The organism is Euzebyales bacterium (assembly GCA_035461305.1).
In the GTDB taxonomy this organism is placed as follows: Bacteria; Actinomycetota; Nitriliruptoria; order Euzebyales; family JAHELV01; genus JAHELV01.
This window is the reverse complement of sequence record DATHVN010000047.1, coordinates 1-15,616: the sequence shown is the minus strand read 5'-3', so window position 1 is coordinate 15,616 and position 15,616 is coordinate 1. Positions and strand designations below refer to the sequence as shown.

Below are 15,616 nucleotides of genomic sequence, written 5' to 3'. Positions count from 1 at the left end.
TCCGTCGGGTGACCGAGACGCCCTTCAGGCTCGTCTTCGAGGCACGTCCCTGACGTCCCAGGCATGCTCGCCATGCTCGGGCGGCTACAGGGCGGCCCCGATCGCTCTGGCGACTCGGACATCGGCCAGGTACTCGTCTATCGCGTGCGCACGGTTCGTCGCGTTGTCAGTGATGACCTCGACGAGCGGTCGGCCCCAGTCGTCGGTCAATGGGCACCCGATCGCGACAGGATCCGCGGGTGACCAGACGTTGACCCAGTCGCCAACCTCGCTCGGACGGTGTGGTCCCTTCGTGAGGAGCCTGTTGAACACAGTGTCCATCCCCAGCGGGCTGCCCGCAGTGACGAGCAGCGCGACGTCGATGGCGTCCGGCAGGCGTGTCACGAGGTCCATCGCCACGACGGTGCCGAGGCTGTGGCTGACCAGGACGATCTCGCCTGACCTGGGGACGCCGGCGAGCACGGTGTCGAGCACCGCGTCGCGGACCGTGGCACTGCTGAGGTAGGCGGCGACGTCGCGGAAGATCGCGGCGATCACGAGCTCGTCCAGTCGGCTGCGGTCGGCCAACCAGCTTAGGCGACGCTGCAGGCCTCCGAGCAGACGGTCGAACATGCCTTCACGAGCGTCCGCATCCTGCGGATACCCCGCTCGCTCGGCTGCTTCGGTGACCAGAGCCTCATAGAGCTCCCGTGCTGATGCGTCGGATGGCGCCACTGCCGCTGCTGCGATGTGGGTGTCGAAGTCAGGCAGACGTTCGCGCGCACCGAGCCAGTCCACCAGGACGTCGCCGTAGAACGGGAACCACACGTCTCGGGCATCGATCGGGTCCATGTCGGCGAGCACGAGGCCCTTGCCGAGGCCCGCTGTCCACATGCGACGGAGCCTGCGCGGATCTCTGCTTTCCTGCCCACGTCCGTGGAGGAAGACCACGTTGACGCCATTGCGCGGGGGGCGGCGGGCTGTCACGCCTGATGTCCCCTCCACGGCGACGGTGATCCGCTCGGACTCCGCCTGCGGTGCTGCACTGTCGTCGGTCTCGCTCGGCCGTGAGCCGATCACGCGGCCGGTGCCGACGAGCATTTCCTCGAGCAGGCCTCGCGCGGGATCGTCGACAGGCTGCTCGCTGATGTGATCGAGCAGCACGCTGATCCGCGCACCCTCGTTGGCGACCCAGTGGACAGCGTCGTCGCCGTCAGTTGGTAGCCATCGACTGCCGTCCCGCTTGAGCCAGTTCCCTTCGGCGTCGGTGGACGGGACGCCTGCGTGGTGCAGCGCGACGATCTCCCACTGGTCGTTGTAGATCGGGGATCCGGAGTTGCCCGGCTCGGTATCGGTCGTGTACTGGAGGAATTCGTCGTGCTGGAACTGCAACGTCCCGCTGCGGATCGTGATCTCCTTCAGACGGCCCATCGGATGCCCCACCACGTTGAGTGATTCGCCGATGATGATCTTTCCCTGCTGCGCCATCAGCCTGTTCCAGCCGAACTCGTCGCCCACAGTCCGCCCGTCAGATAACGGCGCCAGGGCGACCAGCGTGTAGTCGAGGTGCGCGTCGGTGAGGAACAGCACGTCCGGCTCCAGCCTGTAGCCTGCGACCGTGCCCTGGACGCTGTCGGCATCGAGCTCGAAGTTGAACTCCGCGACCGCACGTGACGCCTCGTGAGGATCGGACAGGACATGGTTGTTCGTCATCAGCAGGCGCGGCGACACCAGGAATCCAGTGCCGATCGGCAAACGGCGGAGCCGATTGTTCGTCGAGATGCGCGCTGTGGTCTGCACGGTCCGAGCGCCCAGTGAGAGGAAGCTCGCAGACTGCAGGTCGTTGGTCTCGTCGATGATCCGCTCGAGCGTCCGATGGCGGGCCTCGGCCGCTCGTTCGGGCGCGGCTCTGAGCATCATGTCCGCCGGGACCTGGCCCATTTGGACGAGGCGCTCGAACCTGGCCTCCACCTGGTCGGGGCTGTCGACGACCTGCTTCCCGTCACGATCCTGTTTCCGCTTCACCTCCTCGCGTGCAAGCGAGGTCTCGCGATAGCGCGAAGCCGCGTCCGTCACTTGGTGGCGCAACTGGCTCGTCAGGTCCATCTGCTGTCCTTCCCTGTGGTCCAGCAACGCGTGCGATCCCTGAAAGACGATCATGGTGATGAACCAGAGCACCGAGGAGGGTCGACTGATACGTGGAACGGGGACCTGGAAGTGACCATTGCGGATTCGAAGGCGCCGGCGGGATAGGGGTCGTCGATACCCTCGCGCCGTTCCTCGTGTTCTCGGCCTTGGGGCCTGGGGCTCTGCATGGCCATCGCGCTCGCCAACACGGTGACCCAGGCCTCGGCTCGGCGAGACGCTGGAGGTCCTGATCATCGGCGTGCTGTTCATCCTGCTCGGCGCACTGGTCGACGTCGATCAGCTCGTCGGGTTCGCCGGGCGCGTTGCGATGCTCGTCGCGTTCCTGGTGCTCGTCGTACGGCCACCGTCCGTCGCGATCGCCCTGACCGGAACGTCGCTGTCGTGGCGCGACCGGGCGTTGATCGCATGGGTGAGTCCCCGCGGGATCGTCGCCGCCGCAACGGCCGCCCAGTTCAACGCCGAGCTGAGCGGCGCCGGCTTCGATGCCGATGCCATCGGCCCGGTGACGTTCGCCGTGATCCTGGGAACCGGGGTGGTCCACAGCCTGACGCCCGCTCATGGCCCGCGGGCTGAAGGTCTCCAAGCCCCCGCCGACAGGCGTCGCGCTGATGGGACATGCCGAGTGGCTGTTCAACCTGGCACGTGCGTTGCGCGAGCTCGACGGTCGGTGGTCCTGATCACGTCCAGGCCGTCGATGGACGGGCGCGCCGCCGGGAGCGTGCGAGTCGTGCCCCTCCACGACAGCGAGGACGAGCTTGACGCGGTGTTTGACGATGCCGGCATCGGTCAGGGCGCTCGTCGCGACCGAGGCCGGGGTGATGCGGACGCTCGTCGTCGCCAACCTGGTCGACGTACTCGGCCGCCGACACGTGTACCGACTTCCCCATCACGAGGAGCCGGTGGTGCCGCGGCCGCCGGCCGACCGGCGGATACCGAAGCCGTTTGCTCCCGGCGTCACCCTGACCGGGATCGACGAACGGATGCGCCGGTGGCCCCGTCCAGATCATCGGTGGCGACCTGCCGGACGAAGCGCTACCGATGGCCGTGGTCCACGAAAGACGGCTCGGTCGACTTCGCGCCGGCCTGCATCGAGCGGGTCGGCGACGGCGCACGGCTGTGCCTGTCGCCTCCATCGCGCTGGTCAGGTCCCAGCCACGGCCCCGGGCGCCCTGACTCCGCCATGATCGCCGGGCCTGGCGCCTGGTTGGCACATCAGGCGAAGTTGCCCGCTGTGGTCATTGCGTGGCCTGGCAAAACCAGCGCAGCGACGGGCCTGGTATCGACGATTGCGGCGGCGACGCTCCCCAACACGAGTCGCGCCGGGCCCTTACGAGCGCGAGATGCGACCCGTCGGCGCCGTCGCACCGGGGAACTGCCGCCAAGGCACGCCACCGGCAGTGGCGTGCGCGTGAGACGGGTCGCGATCCAGGCGCCGGCGGTGACTCCCACGGGCTTGCCCACCAGCAGTCCGAGCAGCACGCCGACAGCGATCGGTGCGAGCAGGGTGGCGTCGAGCCCGACAGCGCTGAGGTCGAGCCCCGCGTTCGCCAGCGCGAACACCGGGATGATCACGTAGCTGGTCCAGGGGTGAAGCATGTGCTGCAGGCGTTGGGTGATCGGGACCGACTCCCGGACCAGAAGGCCGCCTCGATCGCCGTCTCGGCGTCGGATCTGTTCGTCCACCGCAGCACGGTGCGCTACCGCCTCCAGCGAATCCGCGAGCTGACGAACGCTGACCTGACCGACCCCGACACCCGGTTCAACCTGCAGTGGCGACGCGCGCGTGCCCCTTCAACGCCTCGGCCCTCATAGGTTGCGTCCGACGCACCGCTGCCACCAGCGACGCGGCAACTGAGCCGCGCGCCGACGCTGCATGCGTCCACCCGCGCGGGGCTGACCCTCCTGGCTGAGCTCGAGTTCCTGATGACCGTCAAACCGTCGGGCAGTCAGCTGTTCGTCTCCCTCGCGATCGCCGCGGCCGCGGTCGGGGTGCTCGCCCTCACCGTCCTTGAACGCCACCGACACCACGCGACATGAACGCCGCGACGCCGCTTCACGACCTCGGAACGGGCCCGAACGCCCAGAGCGACGGCCCTGGCGCATGAACGGGCGTGCAACTTCCGCCGGGCGGCATGGCGGTCAGCTGACGAGGAACTCACTCAGGTCGAGGTGCGATGGCGTCCCTGACACTGTGAAGCGGGCCGCGAGCAGGCCGGCCGCGTCGTAGGCGCCCGGCGGCAGCTGGACCGGACATGGCCGCCCGGCGGGACGCCGGGCGGCCTGGCCGCTCATGGTCGCGTACTCGATGCTCAGTCGTCGTCGCCGGCGACAGAGCCGATGACGTCGAAGTCGGTGTCGAGGAGCACTTCGGCGGCGTCGCCGTTGGGTGTGCGGATCTCGACTTCGTACGCGGCGTTGGGGTCGTCACCAGCCTCGACCTCGAGGACAGTGCCGCCGCCGGTGGCGGCGAGCGCGGCCTTGGCGGCCTGCTCGGCAGGGGAGCCGGTCAGGTTCTCGTCGGAGTCCTGTGCCTCTCCGGCCTCCTGGTCGTCATCCGGCGTGTCGGCGTCCTCGGCGTCGTCGGCGGTGCCCGAGTCGTCGAGCTGGCTACCGTCGTTCGATTGGGTGGCGGTGTCGGCCGGGGCCGCGTCATCTGCGCGGTTGCCGGCTGCGACGGCGATCCCTGTCGTGAGCAGTGCGAGTGTCAGCACGGCTCCGACGACGAACATCAGCTTGCGAGACATGCATCGTCCTCCTTGTGACTGATCGTGGCCCTCACCCTATGGAGGAGGAATGAGATCACGATGAGTCGACGTGAGCGTCGCGGTCGCCGCTGCCACCGAATGCACGCCTCTGATGGCTCTCACGTTCCGCTCATCGGCGCACGCACAATGGGATCGTGCGTCTGCTCGTGGTGGAGGATGAAGCGAAGATGGCGGGCCTGCTGCGGCGGGGTCTCGTCGAGGAAGGCTACGCCACCGACGTCGCGGCGACCGGCAGGGACGCATTTTGGATGGCTGCATCGGTGGACTACGACGCTATCGTGCTCGACGTCATGCTCCCCGAGGTCGACGGCTTCGAGGTGTGTCGGCGACTGCGCAGTCGGGGTATCTGGGCGCCGGTGTTGATGCTGACCGCGCGGGATGCCGTCGACGACCGCGTCGCGGGACTGGACGCGGGCGCGGACGACTATCTGCCGAAGCCGTTCGCCTTCGACGAGTTGCTCGCCCGACTGCGGGCGCTCGTGCGTCGCGGCGCGCCCGCACGGCCGACGTCGCTCGAGGTCGGGGACCTGCGGTTGGATCCCGCGACGCACCAGGTCTGGCGCGCGGGTCACGAGATCGACCTGTCTGCGAAGGAGTTCGCGCTGCTCGAGACGATGATGCGTCGGCCGGGTCAGGCGCTGTCGCGCTACCAACTTCTGGAGCATGCCTGGGACGGCGGATACGAGAGCCGGTCGAACATCGTCGACGTCTACGTCCGCTACCTGCGGGAGAAGGTCGATCGGCCGTTCGCGCGGGAGACGATCGAGACCGTGCGTGGCGTCGGCTACCGCCTCAACGCCGACGGCTGAGCAGCGTCGGTGAGCCGGCTTCCGCTCCGATTGCGGTTGACGCTGGTGTTCGCGCTCGCGATGGCCGTCGTGCTGGTCGGGGTCGGCGTCTTCGTGTACATCCGTCTGGGCGCCGCTCTGGTCGAGCAGGTCGACAACCGCCTCGTCGCCCGCGCCACGGCGCTTGCCGCATCGATCGACGCCGGCGAGATCGAAGGCCCCGTCGGCCGTGAGGAGGATGAGTTCGCGCAGATCCTGGCACCGAACTGCAACGTGCTTGCGGCTACGCCAGTATGACCAGGCCGCTGCTGTCGGCTGAGCAACGAGCGGCGGCGCTCGAGGGACGGCTGCAGTCCACGACCGAGGCGTTGCTGGTTGACGAGGACGAGACCGAGCCGGTACGGCTGCTGGGGCGCCCAGCCGACGATGGCGTGACGGTCATGGTTGGTGCGTCGCTCGCCGATGTCGCCGACGCCCTTGAGCTGCTGCTCGCCCAACTGGTGATCGGTGGCGTGGCTGCCCTCGCGTTGGCGAGCGTGGCAGGCTACGTGCTGGCTGGCGCAGCGTTGCGCCCGGTCGAGGAGATGCGGCGTCGGGCCACGGCGATCTCGGCGGACACCGCTGGCGAGCGGCTGCCTCTGCCGGTGGCGCACGATGAAGTGCGTCGGTTGGGGGAAACGCTCAATGCCATGCTCGAGCGTCTCGATGGCGGCGTGCGCCGCGAACGCCGTTTCATTGCCGACGCCAGCCATGAGCTGCGCTCCCCACTCGCGCTCCTGCAGACCGAGCTCGACCTCGCCCGCCGGCGGCCGCGACGCCCCGAGGACCTGCAGGACGCGTTGCACTCGGCAGGCGAGGAGGTCGACCGCCTCACCCGACTGGCCGAGGATCTCCTCGTGCTCGCCTCGACCGAGGAGGAGCAGCTTCGCCTCCAGCGCGCGTCGTTCGCGGTGCGCGACCTGCTCGAACAGGTAGCTCGTCAGTTCGCCACGCGCGCGGACGCTGCGGACCGTGCCGTAGAGGTCGGACACACACCGCCCGGCAGCATGGACGGCGACCGTCTGCGGCTCGAGCGGGCGCTGGGCAACCTCGTCGACAACGCGCTCCGCCATGGCGGTGGACGTATCCTGCTCGACGCAGCAGCCGACGACGGCGGTGTGGTCCTGCGCGTCAGCGACGAGGGGGCGGGCTTTCCCGCGGCGTTCGTGTCGTCCGCGTTCGAACGGTTCACACGCGACGACGAGGCTCGGACCGAGCCAGGCGCCGGGCTCGGCCTCGCGATCGTCGAGACCATCGCACGCGCGCATGGCGGTCAGGCCCGCGCCGCCAACCGGCCCGAGGGCGGCGCCATCGTCGAACTGGTCATCCCGACCCACTCGACGAACCCGGCGGACACCACTCCCCACGCGCCGTAGGTCGCGCCGACAGGCTGGCTGCCCGGCGAGAGGCTCCAAGCCTGGACACCCGGACGGTCACGGAGTCAGCGGTCCGTCTACATCTCGTGTGGGATTGCGATCGTGGGCAAGGTCGCACGAGGACGAAACTGCCGCTGGCCACGTTCGGTTCCCCTGAACATCACCGCTGTAGACCTCGGCTGACGAGCTCGGCCAGCGGGCGAGCAGCTGTCGACTGTCGGGCATGACCACAGACAGGATCCTCAATGACCGGCCGCCTCACCGAGATCGTATCGATTGCGGAGACCCCAGGCGCCGGGCAGGGCGAGCAGAGCCGGGTGGTCCTGGCCGATCAGAGGGCAACGAGTTCTGTGTGCTCCGAAACGCTGATGCCGTGACCGACTCGATCCCGGAATCCATCCCCGTTGGTCCCCATCGTGGCCGTGTCACCGCCTGGTCTCGGGGGGCGGCCAGTGGCGTGGAGGTTCGAGCCTCCCGCATGGCGACCAGACCGGCGGCCGGGGCCACGACGAGGACCGCAGCGACGACGAGCAGCACCAGACCCGGTGGCACGACCGGCATCACGACACCGGAGACGTACAGCACGGCGATGCCGACTGCCACGAGCAGGCCCAACTGTGTCGTAACGGCGTGTGGATGACAATGCTGCGTGTGGGTTCATGCGGTTCCTCCTGGGCCCCGTCGAATCAGAACGGGACGGAAGGTAGGTACGGACGCCGCCGGGGCGTCCGCGACGCGGCGACACCTTCACTACGCACCGGACGACGCTGCAGACCGGCGCCACGCGTCTCGACGTCGTCCCTACGTCACGGGACGCACGACGACAGCCGCCCAGCACAGGACGCGTGCGACCGCGGGCGCGCCAACACTGCGGGAGATGGAACCCACCGCTGACCCGACGCCCGGCACCGCCGCGCCCCAGCCGCGGTGGCGGGTGTCCCGACGCGCCCGGAAGGCCGCGTTGATCGTCCACATCCTGTCATCCGGGGCATGGGTCGGCATCGACGTCATCGTCGCCGTGCTCGTGGCCACCGGCTGGTTCGCCGCCGACACGGCGGTTCGGGTCCTGGCCTACCAGGCGCTCGGCCGGTTCGTCGTTGCACCGATGCTCGCCGCCGGACTGGTGTGCCTTGCCAGCGGCATCATCCACGGTGTGGGCAGCCGCTATGGGCTGGTCCGCTACTGGTGGGTCGCCGTCAAGTTGGCCATGAACGTCGTGTTGTGCACGCTGATCGTGGTCGCGCTGCGACCCGGGATGAACGAGGTCGTCGCGCACGGACGACTGCTGGCGGCCGACGGCGTCTCCACCATCGACGTGTCGTCGCTGTTCTTCCCCCCGGCGGTGTCCCTGACCGCCCTGACCTTCGCCACCATCCTGGCGGTGGCCAGACCGTGGGGGCTGATCCGGCGCCCGAGACGCCAGTCCGCCGGTCGATGAAGCCACTATCATCCTTCAGTCTGCGAGGCCTGCCTGGTAGGCGAACACGACCAGCTGGGCGCGGTCGCGCGCGCTCAACTTGATCATCGACCGGCTGACATGCGTGCGCGCGGTCGCTGGGCTGATCACGAGGCGCTCGGCGATCTCGTCGTTGCTCAACCCCTCCGCCACCAGGCCGACGACCTCCCGCTCGCGGTCGGTCAACGTGTGCAGGAAGGGATGTGGTGTCGTCGACCGCGGCGCCAGCGATACGAACTCGCGAACCAGTCGAACGCGGCGATCGTCGCCGTCGACCTGGCCGGGTGACTGACGGCGACAGCAGCGCCCCGCCGTCGGCGACCAGCCGGATGGCCCGCAGCAGCTCTGGTGGTCTGGTGTCCTTGAGGAGGAATCCGCTCGCGCCGGAGCGCAACGCGTCGAACACGTATTCGTCGAGCTCGAACGTGGTCAGCACGATCACCCGGGTGTGGCCCAGCTCGGCGTCGGCGGTGATCCGCCGCGTCGAGGTCAGCCCGTCGATGCCCGGCATGCGGATGTCCATCAGGATCACATCTGGTCGCTGCTCGCGCGCCAACCTGACCGCGGCGAGCCCATCGGCGGCCTCGCCGACGCACGTCAGGTCGTCCTCGCTGTCGATGAACGTGCGCAGCCCGATCCGCACGAGGTCCGCACCACCAGGACCAGTCCGGTGCCAGCGACCAGTCCGAGACCGATGGCAGCCATCGGCCGATTCGAGGCGCTTGCCCACGCCGTGGACATCGTCGCATTCGCGACACCCACGACGGCCAGCGCCACCGCCACGGCGGCGTCGAATGCCAGCGCCCGAAGGCCGACCTGTGGTGGTGACGCAGTGTCCATGCCGATCAGCATCCATCATCGCGCGTGTGCGTGCGTCACCACACGAACGGCAGCACGACTACGTCGCAAGGCGTAGCCGACGCGACACCGCGACCAGCCTGTGGATCACCGGTCGGCTGCTGCGCACCGGGTTGGTCGTGCTGGCCGGCGCATTGGTCGGGATCATGTCCCCACTGGCGTTGTTCTTCACCGACCTGTTCCCCGGTGCGCCGACCCTCGCGGCCCAGTACGTGCTCAAGAACATCGTCCTCGGCGCCGCCGGCCTCGTGGTTGCGGCCACCGCGATGGGTGCCCACCTGGAGCCCGGACGAGCGCGCCGCCACGACCACTGAAGCGATCCACCACCGACCGCGATGGGGTCCGGCGACATCCAGGTCACCGGCTCGTCGCCCGGTCAGCGCTCGGGCCTGCGGCTGTCGTTCGGGGACGTTGGAGGGAGGCGACCGGAACATCCGATCTCGTACTCGGCAGACGGCAGCGGGATGCGCTCGCATCGTGGTCGCCGCCACGATCGCCCGGCTCGTCCACCAGACCGACGTCGGCAACCTCGACGCGGCCATCGCCTGGGCGGCCCGAGCAGCAGCACCCGCCGCGATCCGGCTTGCGACACGTTGCGGTGTGTGTACGGACACCAGGTGGGTAGCAACGAACGTCAATCAGCTCATCATCGAAGGTCAGCGCCACGGGAACACACGATGAGCGGCACCTCACGCAACGCTTCGGGTCGCGAACCCGGCCAAGCGGCCGAGGTCGTCGTCAGCATGCTCGACGAGCTGTCGAGCTCCCGGCCGATGATCAGACCGAGGGATGAAGGCGACGCCGACGAGGCAGGTCGGCTCGGCGAGATCTCGTGGTGGGAGCGTTGACCATGCAGCCGTGGATGTGGAGCGTACTCGCCGTCGCCGCCGTGCTGGGCGTGATCGCTGTGCTGGTGTGGCGCAACATCAACAGGTGTCTCGTACAGCGCTTCGACGACGAGCACGACGGCGCCGTCGGGAACGTCGCCAGCCTGCAGAACGCGCCCGATGCACGTGTGCGGTCGGCGCGGCTCCAGTCCCGCATGCTGCGGAGCCTGAGCCGCGACGAGCGTGCCATGTACGTCACGCGCTGGAGACAACAGCAACGCCAGGCAACGACGCAGCCCGCCACGGCATTGCTCGAGGCCGACGAGCTGCTCATGCGACTGCTCGACGACGTCGGCTACCCGACCGGGGGCTTCGCGCTGCACGCCGCCGACCTGTCGGCAGCCCACGCCGCCGTGGTCGACGAGTACAGGGCGGCGCGCAACGTCGTACTCGACCTGCAGCTCGGCTTGGCGGGTACGCATGAGATCCGCCACGCGATTCGGCGGTATGGCAGGGTGTTCGAGTGTCTCGCCGAGGCTGACGTCTCGAACGCAACCGACGAGACGGTGGCGTGAGCGGGCGCGCCACCGTCGCTCCGTGCGGCGTCTTCAGCCGTAGCCGCCGAGCTGACCGAGTCCCGTCCCACGTCGCAGCCGTCGGATCGCGTCGGCCAGCAGTTCGCCGAGTGACGTCGTGACCAACGGCAGCGCACCACTGTCGGGTGGCGGGACGCTGTCGGTGAGGTGGATGCGTTGAAGCGGCAGCTGCCCGAGCGCCTCCAACGCGTCGCCAACGAGGAGACCGTGGGTGGCGGCGACGGTCACGGGGGCACGGGCACCGGCGTCGAGCAGCACCTGTGTCGCTGACACGATCGTCCCTCCGGTCGTGATCATGTCGTCCACGATGACCGGCACCCGGCCGGCGACGTCGCCGACCACGCCTTCGGCACGGACCGTGTCCCCCGAGAGCCTGGTCTTGCGGACAAAGGCCATCGGCAGGTCGAGCAGTCCGGCGAATCGTTCGGCCCGCTTGACCGCCCCGAGATCAGGTGCCACGACGACCGCGTCGTCGGGGAGCTCCGGGCGGAGGGTCGCGGCAAGCAGCGGAATGGCGCTGATGGGTTCGAGTGGAACGCTCAGCATCGCCTCGAGCGCGCGCGTGTGGGGATCGACGACCAGCACGCTGTCGACGTGGACCGCCGCGAGGAGGTCCGCCACGACCCTGGCGCCGACGGGTTCGCCGGGGGCGCTGCGGCGGTCCTGCCGCGCATAGCCGTAGTAGGGCAGGACCGCGGTGATGTGCGCGGCACCGGCTCGATGGGAGGCGTCGGCGAGCATCATCGTCTCGACCAGATGCGCGTCGACCGGCGGGCACAACGGCTGCACGATGTGGACGTCGTGACCCCTGATGCCGCTCTTCACGGCGACGTGGATCTCTCCGTCGGGGAACCGTTCGATCGTGCGTTCGGCGAGGTCCGTCTCGAGCTGGACGGCGAGCGCTGCAGCGAGTGGCCGGTTCGCCTCGCCGGCAAGGATGCTGAGCATGACCGGACACTCCCAGATTCTCGGCTCGTACACCCATGCTGACGTGGCGGCTGGCAGATGCGTCCCACCGCGACCACTGTCGGCCACGACCCCTGTCGACGCCGGCAGTCTGTTTCCGGCGCGACCGGCGGTGGGCCCTACGGTGACGGCATCCGCTTGCGCGGTGCGTCCGTGATCGATCTCGAGACGAGACGTACCGTGCTCGTCGTCGGTGCCCTCAGCTCGTTTCCCGCGCCGGTGTCGGGCGGGTGTTGCGAGTGCGCGGCGCCGTTGGGAGCAGCGCGACGGCGGCGACGATCCACGCAAGGCCAAGGAAGCGGCCGACGGGCAGCAGGTACTGCGCGGGGTCGAACAGCAGCGACAGGGTGGAGACCTCGGCTGCTACGGCGATGACGACGCCGGCGACCGCAAGCCATCGTGGGAGCAGTCGCATGATGAGCGCTGGCACGGCGAGGCCGGCGACCAGCAGGCCGAGGAACACGACGTGGCCGGTTCCGCCGGTCGCGAACGTGAGGGTGTGAAGGGCCGCTCGGGCGTCGCCCATGATCGTCGACCCCGCGAGCGTCCATTGCAGGAGACCCGATGCGGCGAGGAAACCCGAGGCGAGGACGCCGCCGGTCAGCGCGATCGTGACGCCGGCGACCCGGACGCCCAGGCCGCGCATCTGCGAGTATGCGGTCGCTGCGAAGATCGCCAGTGGGACAGCGGCGGCGAACTGGAGCGTACCGGCGACCTGCGCCACCTCGCCGTGCACGGCGAAGTAGTCGTTGATGGTGCTCGTGCCGGTGAACGGCCGCGGGTACGCGTCGCCACCCGTGAGCGCGTTCTGGATGACGACGGCAGCGACGGCCAGCGCTGCCGAGACGGACGCCACGAGGACGAGTGGTGGACCGCCTGTCCGGCGGCGTCGGTCGTTTCGGACCTCGGTCATTGTCACCGTCTCCTTGGAGAGCTCATCGCGGAGGGTGTGTCCGGTTCGTGGTGCTCGTCGCGGATCCGCGTCTGACCCGTGGTGGCGTGTGGCGTGCGCGACCAGCGCGTCGGCGCGGGCCGCGACGCTCGCTGCGAGCTGGTCGTCGCGCGCTGTGTCGCTTGGTTCGCCGACGTTGCCGCGCTGGTCGATCCACACGCCGGTCGTACCGGTCAGCAACGGGTCGGTCGCGGCGTGGACGACAGCGCGTGCGGCCTGCTCGGGTGATCGTGATCGCTGAACGAGCCGTATGAGCGGCCACATCAGCCGCATCCTGGGCGGCATCATCGCGGGCGTCATCGCCGCGACCTGGCCGGTCCACGCCGGGCCTGGGTTGACGGCGACGATCGTGACCTGGCTCGGATCGAGCTCGCGGCTGAGCGTGCCGGCGACGAGGAGTTGCACGAGCGAACGCTCGTGCAATAGCTGTCGAAGCCGCGATGGAACCGGTCGGCGTTGAGGTCGTCGAGGTCGGTCTGCCTGAACCGGTGAGCGTCGGAGTTGACGAACACGGCGCGGCTCGGCGACGCTCCCGACAGGGCGGGAAGCAAGGCCCGGGTCAGGACGAGTGGGGCGACCACATTGGTCGCGAGGGTCGCCTCGATGCCGTCGGTCGTGAGGTGACGCTCGGGGTAGAGCCCTCCGACGTTGTGCACGACCACGTCGAGACCCGCGGGGATGCGTCGAAGGATGCGGTCGGCCAGGCGCCCGACCTCCGACACGGTCGATAGGTCGGCGGACATGAAGTTCGCTGGTACGGCGGCTGCCCGGGAGATGTCGCGCGCCGCCCGTGTGCCCCGGTCGGAGTTGCGGCCGACGACGATGACCTCGTGTCCGCGCGACGCGAGGCCGTGGGCGGTGGTCAGCCCGATGCCGGCGGTGCCGCCCGTCACGAGCGCCGTCCTCCGGTCGCTGGCGGCCATGGATACTCCGTTCGTGATTAGAATAGTTCTATATATAAACGGTTTGTCGCCTGTATGGTATCGGCATGGAAGCCACTCCACAACCCGTCGATCGGCGTTCACCCGACGCGCACCCGCAGGGCGCCGCGTTCCTGCTGGCGCAGCTCGGCGCGTTCGCGTCGGCGGAGTTCGCCACGCGCGTCGCCGAGCTGGGCCTGAGTGCGCCCGAGGCTGGACTGCTGCGCTCGGTCGGACGGCGTCCGGGCCGCAGTCAGCAACAGATCTCCGACGAGCTCGGCGTGCATCCGAGCCGTCTCGTGACGTTCGTGGACGACCTCGAACACCGCGGTCTGCTCGAACGCAGACGCGACGCCGCCGACCGCCGCCGGCACGCAGTCCATCTGACTGCCGGCGGACGGGACATGCTCGAGAGGATCGCAGTCGTGGCGCGCGCGCATGACGACGCGATCGCTGATGATCTGAACGTCGAAGAACGCTCGCTGTTGCGTGGGCTCCTCGTCCGTCTCGTCGAAGCGCACGGCCTTCGTGCTGGCGTCCATCCCGGCTACGGCTCGCTGTAGCGGGGACAGCGTCCACGCGTCGGATCAACGTTCTGTTGGGTGCTGACCGTCGAAGGGCTCGTCCCGCCCGCCAGAGCGCCGGTCCTACGCAAGCCCTGGCCGGACCGGGTCGAGTACCACCCGTGCCGTCCAACCCGATGCGGCCGATCGGCTGCTCGTTCGCGTCGGGAACCGGCGCGTCGTACGATGTCGCGCGGACGTACGGAAGCGACGACGCCAGCACGCCTGCGCACCGTGTACCGAATCTCGATCGTCGTCAGGATCTGCGGCGCCTGACACCCTTGCCGAGCGGCTGGATGGCGTTGAGCGCCGGCCGACGAACTGTGCGACCCGGTCGAGGTACCTCCCGGTCACGAAGCTCTCCTCGATCGAGGCGCCGTGACGCGCTCGACTTGCTGGATGCAGCCGGAACGACGGCGTCCTACAACGGGATGAGAGGGACCCGATGGATCGCACGCAAGTTCATGCTGTTCGAGGCCGCGACGTTCGCGGTCGCCGCGCTCACACACTTCGGTCTCCTGGTCGACGGTTACGAACATCAGCACGCAGGCATTGCGGAGACCGTCATCGCCATCGTCCTGGTCGCAGGCCTCGGGCTCAGTTGGGCTCTTCCGGCGCGGACCCGACAGGCAGGAGTCGCCGCACAGGGATTCGCGCTGGCTCGGAACGCTCGTCGGCGTGTTCACCATCGCCGTTGGGGTCGGTCCGCGTACGGGGCCTGACATCGCCTACCACGTCGGCATCATCGCCGTGCTGATCTGGGGCCTGGCCGTCGCTGGGAGCGCGCGTTCCAGCGGGTCACCTCAGCAAGCATGACGACCCTACGCAGGCCCGACGCGTGGTGGGAGCTCCAGGTGGTGGACCGCGGCCCGGCCCACCCGGAGTGGGACGGAGAGGCCGCTCACCGCACCGTGCCAACGGCCCACCCGGAGTGGGACGGAGAGGCCGCTCACCGCACCGTGCCAACGGACTCGCGGTTGCGATCTCGCATCGGGGAAAGTACCCTACCCCCCATGGGTATAGAGGCGAGCGACGGGACGGGAACAGCGTCGACGTATCGGTACGGGCAGCGCAAGGGCGACTATCGCGCGCGGTTGCGCCGGATCGAGGGGCAGGTGCGGGGGATCTCGCGGATGGTGGAGGACGATGCGTACTGCATCGACGTCGTCACGCAGATCGCCGCGGCGAAACGCGCGCTGGAGAAGGTTGCGGTCGGTCTGCTCGACGATCATCTGCGCGGGTGTGTCGCCGACGCTGCGCGGGACGAGGATCCGCGGCGGGCCGAGGTGATCATCGCGGAGGCGACCGCTGCGATCGAGCGCCTCGTCAGATCCTGACCGGCGGAACCTGCGAAAAGGTGTACCAGTGACCATCGACACGATC

General features: G+C 69.1%; 18 protein-coding genes. 9 read left to right on the top strand and 9 right to left on the bottom strand.

Annotated features, from left to right (window positions below):
- Positions 1-84: 84 nt before the first annotated feature.
- Positions 85-2,004, bottom strand: a complete 1,920-nt coding sequence (locus tag VK923_04315; GenBank protein ID HSJ43891.1) for a serine protease — start codon at positions 2,002-2,004, stop codon at positions 85-87.
- A 1,335-nt stretch (positions 2,005-3,339) separates the two neighbouring features.
- Positions 3,340-3,723 (bottom strand): Na+/H+ antiporter NhaA, encoded by a 384-nt coding sequence (locus VK923_04310; protein HSJ43890.1) that lies wholly within the window; start codon positions 3,721-3,723, stop codon positions 3,340-3,342.
- On the opposite strand from VK923_04310, the gene VK923_04305 reads away from it, so the two are divergent.
- The gene (locus VK923_04305) at positions 3,715-3,939 is read left to right on the top strand and encodes a helix-turn-helix domain-containing protein (GenBank protein ID HSJ43889.1); all 225 of its coding nucleotides are present in this window, start codon (positions 3,715-3,717) and stop codon (positions 3,937-3,939) included. The two genes, VK923_04310 and VK923_04305, sit on opposite strands and share 9 nt — an antisense overlap.
- A 327-nt stretch (positions 3,940-4,266) precedes the next feature.
- On the opposite strand, the gene VK923_04300 is transcribed toward VK923_04305, so the two are convergent.
- On the bottom strand, positions 4,267-4,419 hold the full coding sequence (locus VK923_04300) for a hypothetical protein (protein HSJ43888.1): 153 nt from the start codon (positions 4,417-4,419) through the stop codon (positions 4,267-4,269).
- A 17-nt stretch (positions 4,420-4,436) separates the two neighbouring features.
- Complete coding sequence (locus tag VK923_04295) at positions 4,437-4,871, bottom strand: PepSY domain-containing protein (GenBank protein HSJ43887.1); 435 nt, start codon at positions 4,869-4,871, stop codon at positions 4,437-4,439.
- A 155-nt stretch (positions 4,872-5,026) separates the two neighbouring features.
- On the opposite strand from VK923_04295, the gene VK923_04290 reads away from it, so the two are divergent.
- The 4 genes from VK923_04290 (at position 5,027) to VK923_04275 (ending at position 8,533) form a co-directional block, all read left to right on the top strand.
- Positions 5,027-5,701 carry a response regulator transcription factor gene (locus tag VK923_04290; protein HSJ43886.1) on the top strand — a complete coding sequence of 225 codons (675 nt, stop codon included), beginning with the start codon at positions 5,027-5,029 and terminating at the stop codon, positions 5,699-5,701.
- 9 nt (positions 5,702-5,710) lie between these two features.
- Positions 5,711-5,977 (top strand): hypothetical protein, encoded by a 267-nt coding sequence (locus VK923_04285; GenBank protein HSJ43885.1) that lies wholly within the window; start codon positions 5,711-5,713, stop codon positions 5,975-5,977.
- Entirely contained in the window at positions 5,974-7,095 is a 1,122-nt protein-coding gene (locus VK923_04280; GenBank protein HSJ43884.1) for an ATP-binding protein, read from the top strand. Before VK923_04285 ends, VK923_04280 begins: the two co-directional genes overlap by 4 nt.
- Positions 7,096-7,972: 877 nt before the next feature.
- Positions 7,973-8,533, top strand: a complete 561-nt coding sequence (locus VK923_04275) for a hypothetical protein (protein HSJ43883.1) — start codon at positions 7,973-7,975, stop codon at positions 8,531-8,533.
- Between the two features lie 15 nt (positions 8,534-8,548).
- Here the strand turns inward: VK923_04275 and VK923_04270 are convergent, their stop codons facing one another.
- Complete coding sequence (locus VK923_04270; GenBank protein ID HSJ43882.1) at positions 8,549-8,737, bottom strand: helix-turn-helix transcriptional regulator; 189 nt, start codon at positions 8,735-8,737, stop codon at positions 8,549-8,551.
- Between the two features lie 680 nt (positions 8,738-9,417).
- Here VK923_04270 and VK923_04265 point away from each other — a divergent pair.
- The 3 genes from VK923_04265 to VK923_04255 all read left to right on the top strand — a co-directional run bounded on the left by VK923_04265 (position 9,418) and on the right by VK923_04255 (position 10,811).
- Positions 9,418-9,723 carry a hypothetical protein gene (locus VK923_04265; GenBank protein ID HSJ43881.1) on the top strand — a complete coding sequence of 102 codons (306 nt, stop codon included), beginning with the start codon at positions 9,418-9,420 and terminating at the stop codon, positions 9,721-9,723.
- Between the two features lie 363 nt (positions 9,724-10,086).
- Positions 10,087-10,257, top strand: coding sequence for a hypothetical protein (locus tag VK923_04260; GenBank protein HSJ43880.1), 171 nt, complete (start codon positions 10,087-10,089; stop codon positions 10,255-10,257).
- Between the two features lie 14 nt (positions 10,258-10,271).
- The gene (locus tag VK923_04255; GenBank protein HSJ43879.1) at positions 10,272-10,811 is read left to right on the top strand and encodes a hypothetical protein; all 540 of its coding nucleotides are present in this window, start codon (positions 10,272-10,274) and stop codon (positions 10,809-10,811) included.
- A 33-nt stretch (positions 10,812-10,844) separates the two neighbouring features.
- On the opposite strand, the gene VK923_04250 is transcribed toward VK923_04255, so the two are convergent.
- The 4 genes from VK923_04250 to VK923_04235 form a co-directional block, all read right to left on the bottom strand.
- The gene (locus tag VK923_04250) at positions 10,845-11,780 is read right to left on the bottom strand and encodes a ribose-phosphate pyrophosphokinase (GenBank protein ID HSJ43878.1); all 936 of its coding nucleotides are present in this window, start codon (positions 11,778-11,780) and stop codon (positions 10,845-10,847) included.
- A gap of 217 nt (positions 11,781-11,997) precedes the next feature.
- Positions 11,998-13,155: a hypothetical protein gene (locus VK923_04245; protein ID HSJ43877.1), complete on the bottom strand. Its 1,158-nt coding sequence runs from the start codon at positions 13,153-13,155 to the stop codon at positions 11,998-12,000.
- Positions 13,047-13,673 carry an SDR family NAD(P)-dependent oxidoreductase gene (locus tag VK923_04240; GenBank protein HSJ43876.1) on the bottom strand — a complete coding sequence of 209 codons (627 nt, stop codon included), beginning with the start codon at positions 13,671-13,673 and terminating at the stop codon, positions 13,047-13,049. Before VK923_04240 ends, VK923_04245 begins: the two co-directional genes overlap by 109 nt.
- Positions 13,674-13,771: 98 nt before the next feature.
- Positions 13,772-14,212 (bottom strand): hypothetical protein, encoded by a 441-nt coding sequence (locus VK923_04235; protein ID HSJ43875.1) that lies wholly within the window; start codon positions 14,210-14,212, stop codon positions 13,772-13,774.
- Positions 14,213-15,246: 1,034 nt separating this feature from the next.
- Between VK923_04235 and VK923_04230 the strand changes: the two genes are divergently transcribed.
- Positions 15,247-15,570, top strand: a complete 324-nt coding sequence (locus VK923_04230) for a metal-sensitive transcriptional regulator (protein HSJ43874.1) — start codon at positions 15,247-15,249, stop codon at positions 15,568-15,570.
- The last annotated feature ends 46 nt before the right edge of the window (positions 15,571-15,616 follow it).

What these genes read in the sequence shown, in the direction of transcription:
- VK923_04310 (HSJ43890.1), bottom strand. Translation starts at nt 3,723, where the DNA reads ATGCTTCACCCCTGGACCAGCTACGTGATCATCCCGGTGTTCGCGCTG.
- VK923_04250 (HSJ43878.1), bottom strand. Translation starts at nt 11,780, where the DNA reads ATGCTCAGCATCCTTGCCGGCGAGGCGAACCGGCCACTCGCTGCAGCG.
- VK923_04275 (HSJ43883.1), top strand. Translation starts at nt 7,973, where the DNA reads ATGGAACCCACCGCTGACCCGACGCCCGGCACCGCCGCGCCCCAGCCG.
- VK923_04255 (HSJ43879.1), top strand. Translation starts at nt 10,272, where the DNA reads ATGTGGAGCGTACTCGCCGTCGCCGCCGTGCTGGGCGTGATCGCTGTG.
- VK923_04230 (HSJ43874.1), top strand. Translation starts at nt 15,247, where the DNA reads ATGGGTATAGAGGCGAGCGACGGGACGGGAACAGCGTCGACGTATCGG.
- VK923_04240 (HSJ43876.1), bottom strand. Translation starts at nt 13,673, where the DNA reads ATGGCCGCCAGCGACCGGAGGACGGCGCTCGTGACGGGCGGCACCGCC.
- VK923_04235 (HSJ43875.1), bottom strand. Translation starts at nt 14,212, where the DNA reads ATGGACGCCAGCACGAAGGCCGTGCGCTTCGACGAGACGGACGAGGAG.
- VK923_04280 (HSJ43884.1), top strand. Translation starts at nt 5,974, where the DNA reads ATGACCAGGCCGCTGCTGTCGGCTGAGCAACGAGCGGCGGCGCTCGAG.
- VK923_04300 (HSJ43888.1), bottom strand. Translation starts at nt 4,419, where the DNA reads ATGAGCGGCCAGGCCGCCCGGCGTCCCGCCGGGCGGCCATGTCCGGTC.
- VK923_04295 (HSJ43887.1), bottom strand. Translation starts at nt 4,871, where the DNA reads ATGTCTCGCAAGCTGATGTTCGTCGTCGGAGCCGTGCTGACACTCGCA.
- VK923_04260 (HSJ43880.1), top strand. Translation starts at nt 10,087, where the DNA reads ATGAGCGGCACCTCACGCAACGCTTCGGGTCGCGAACCCGGCCAAGCG.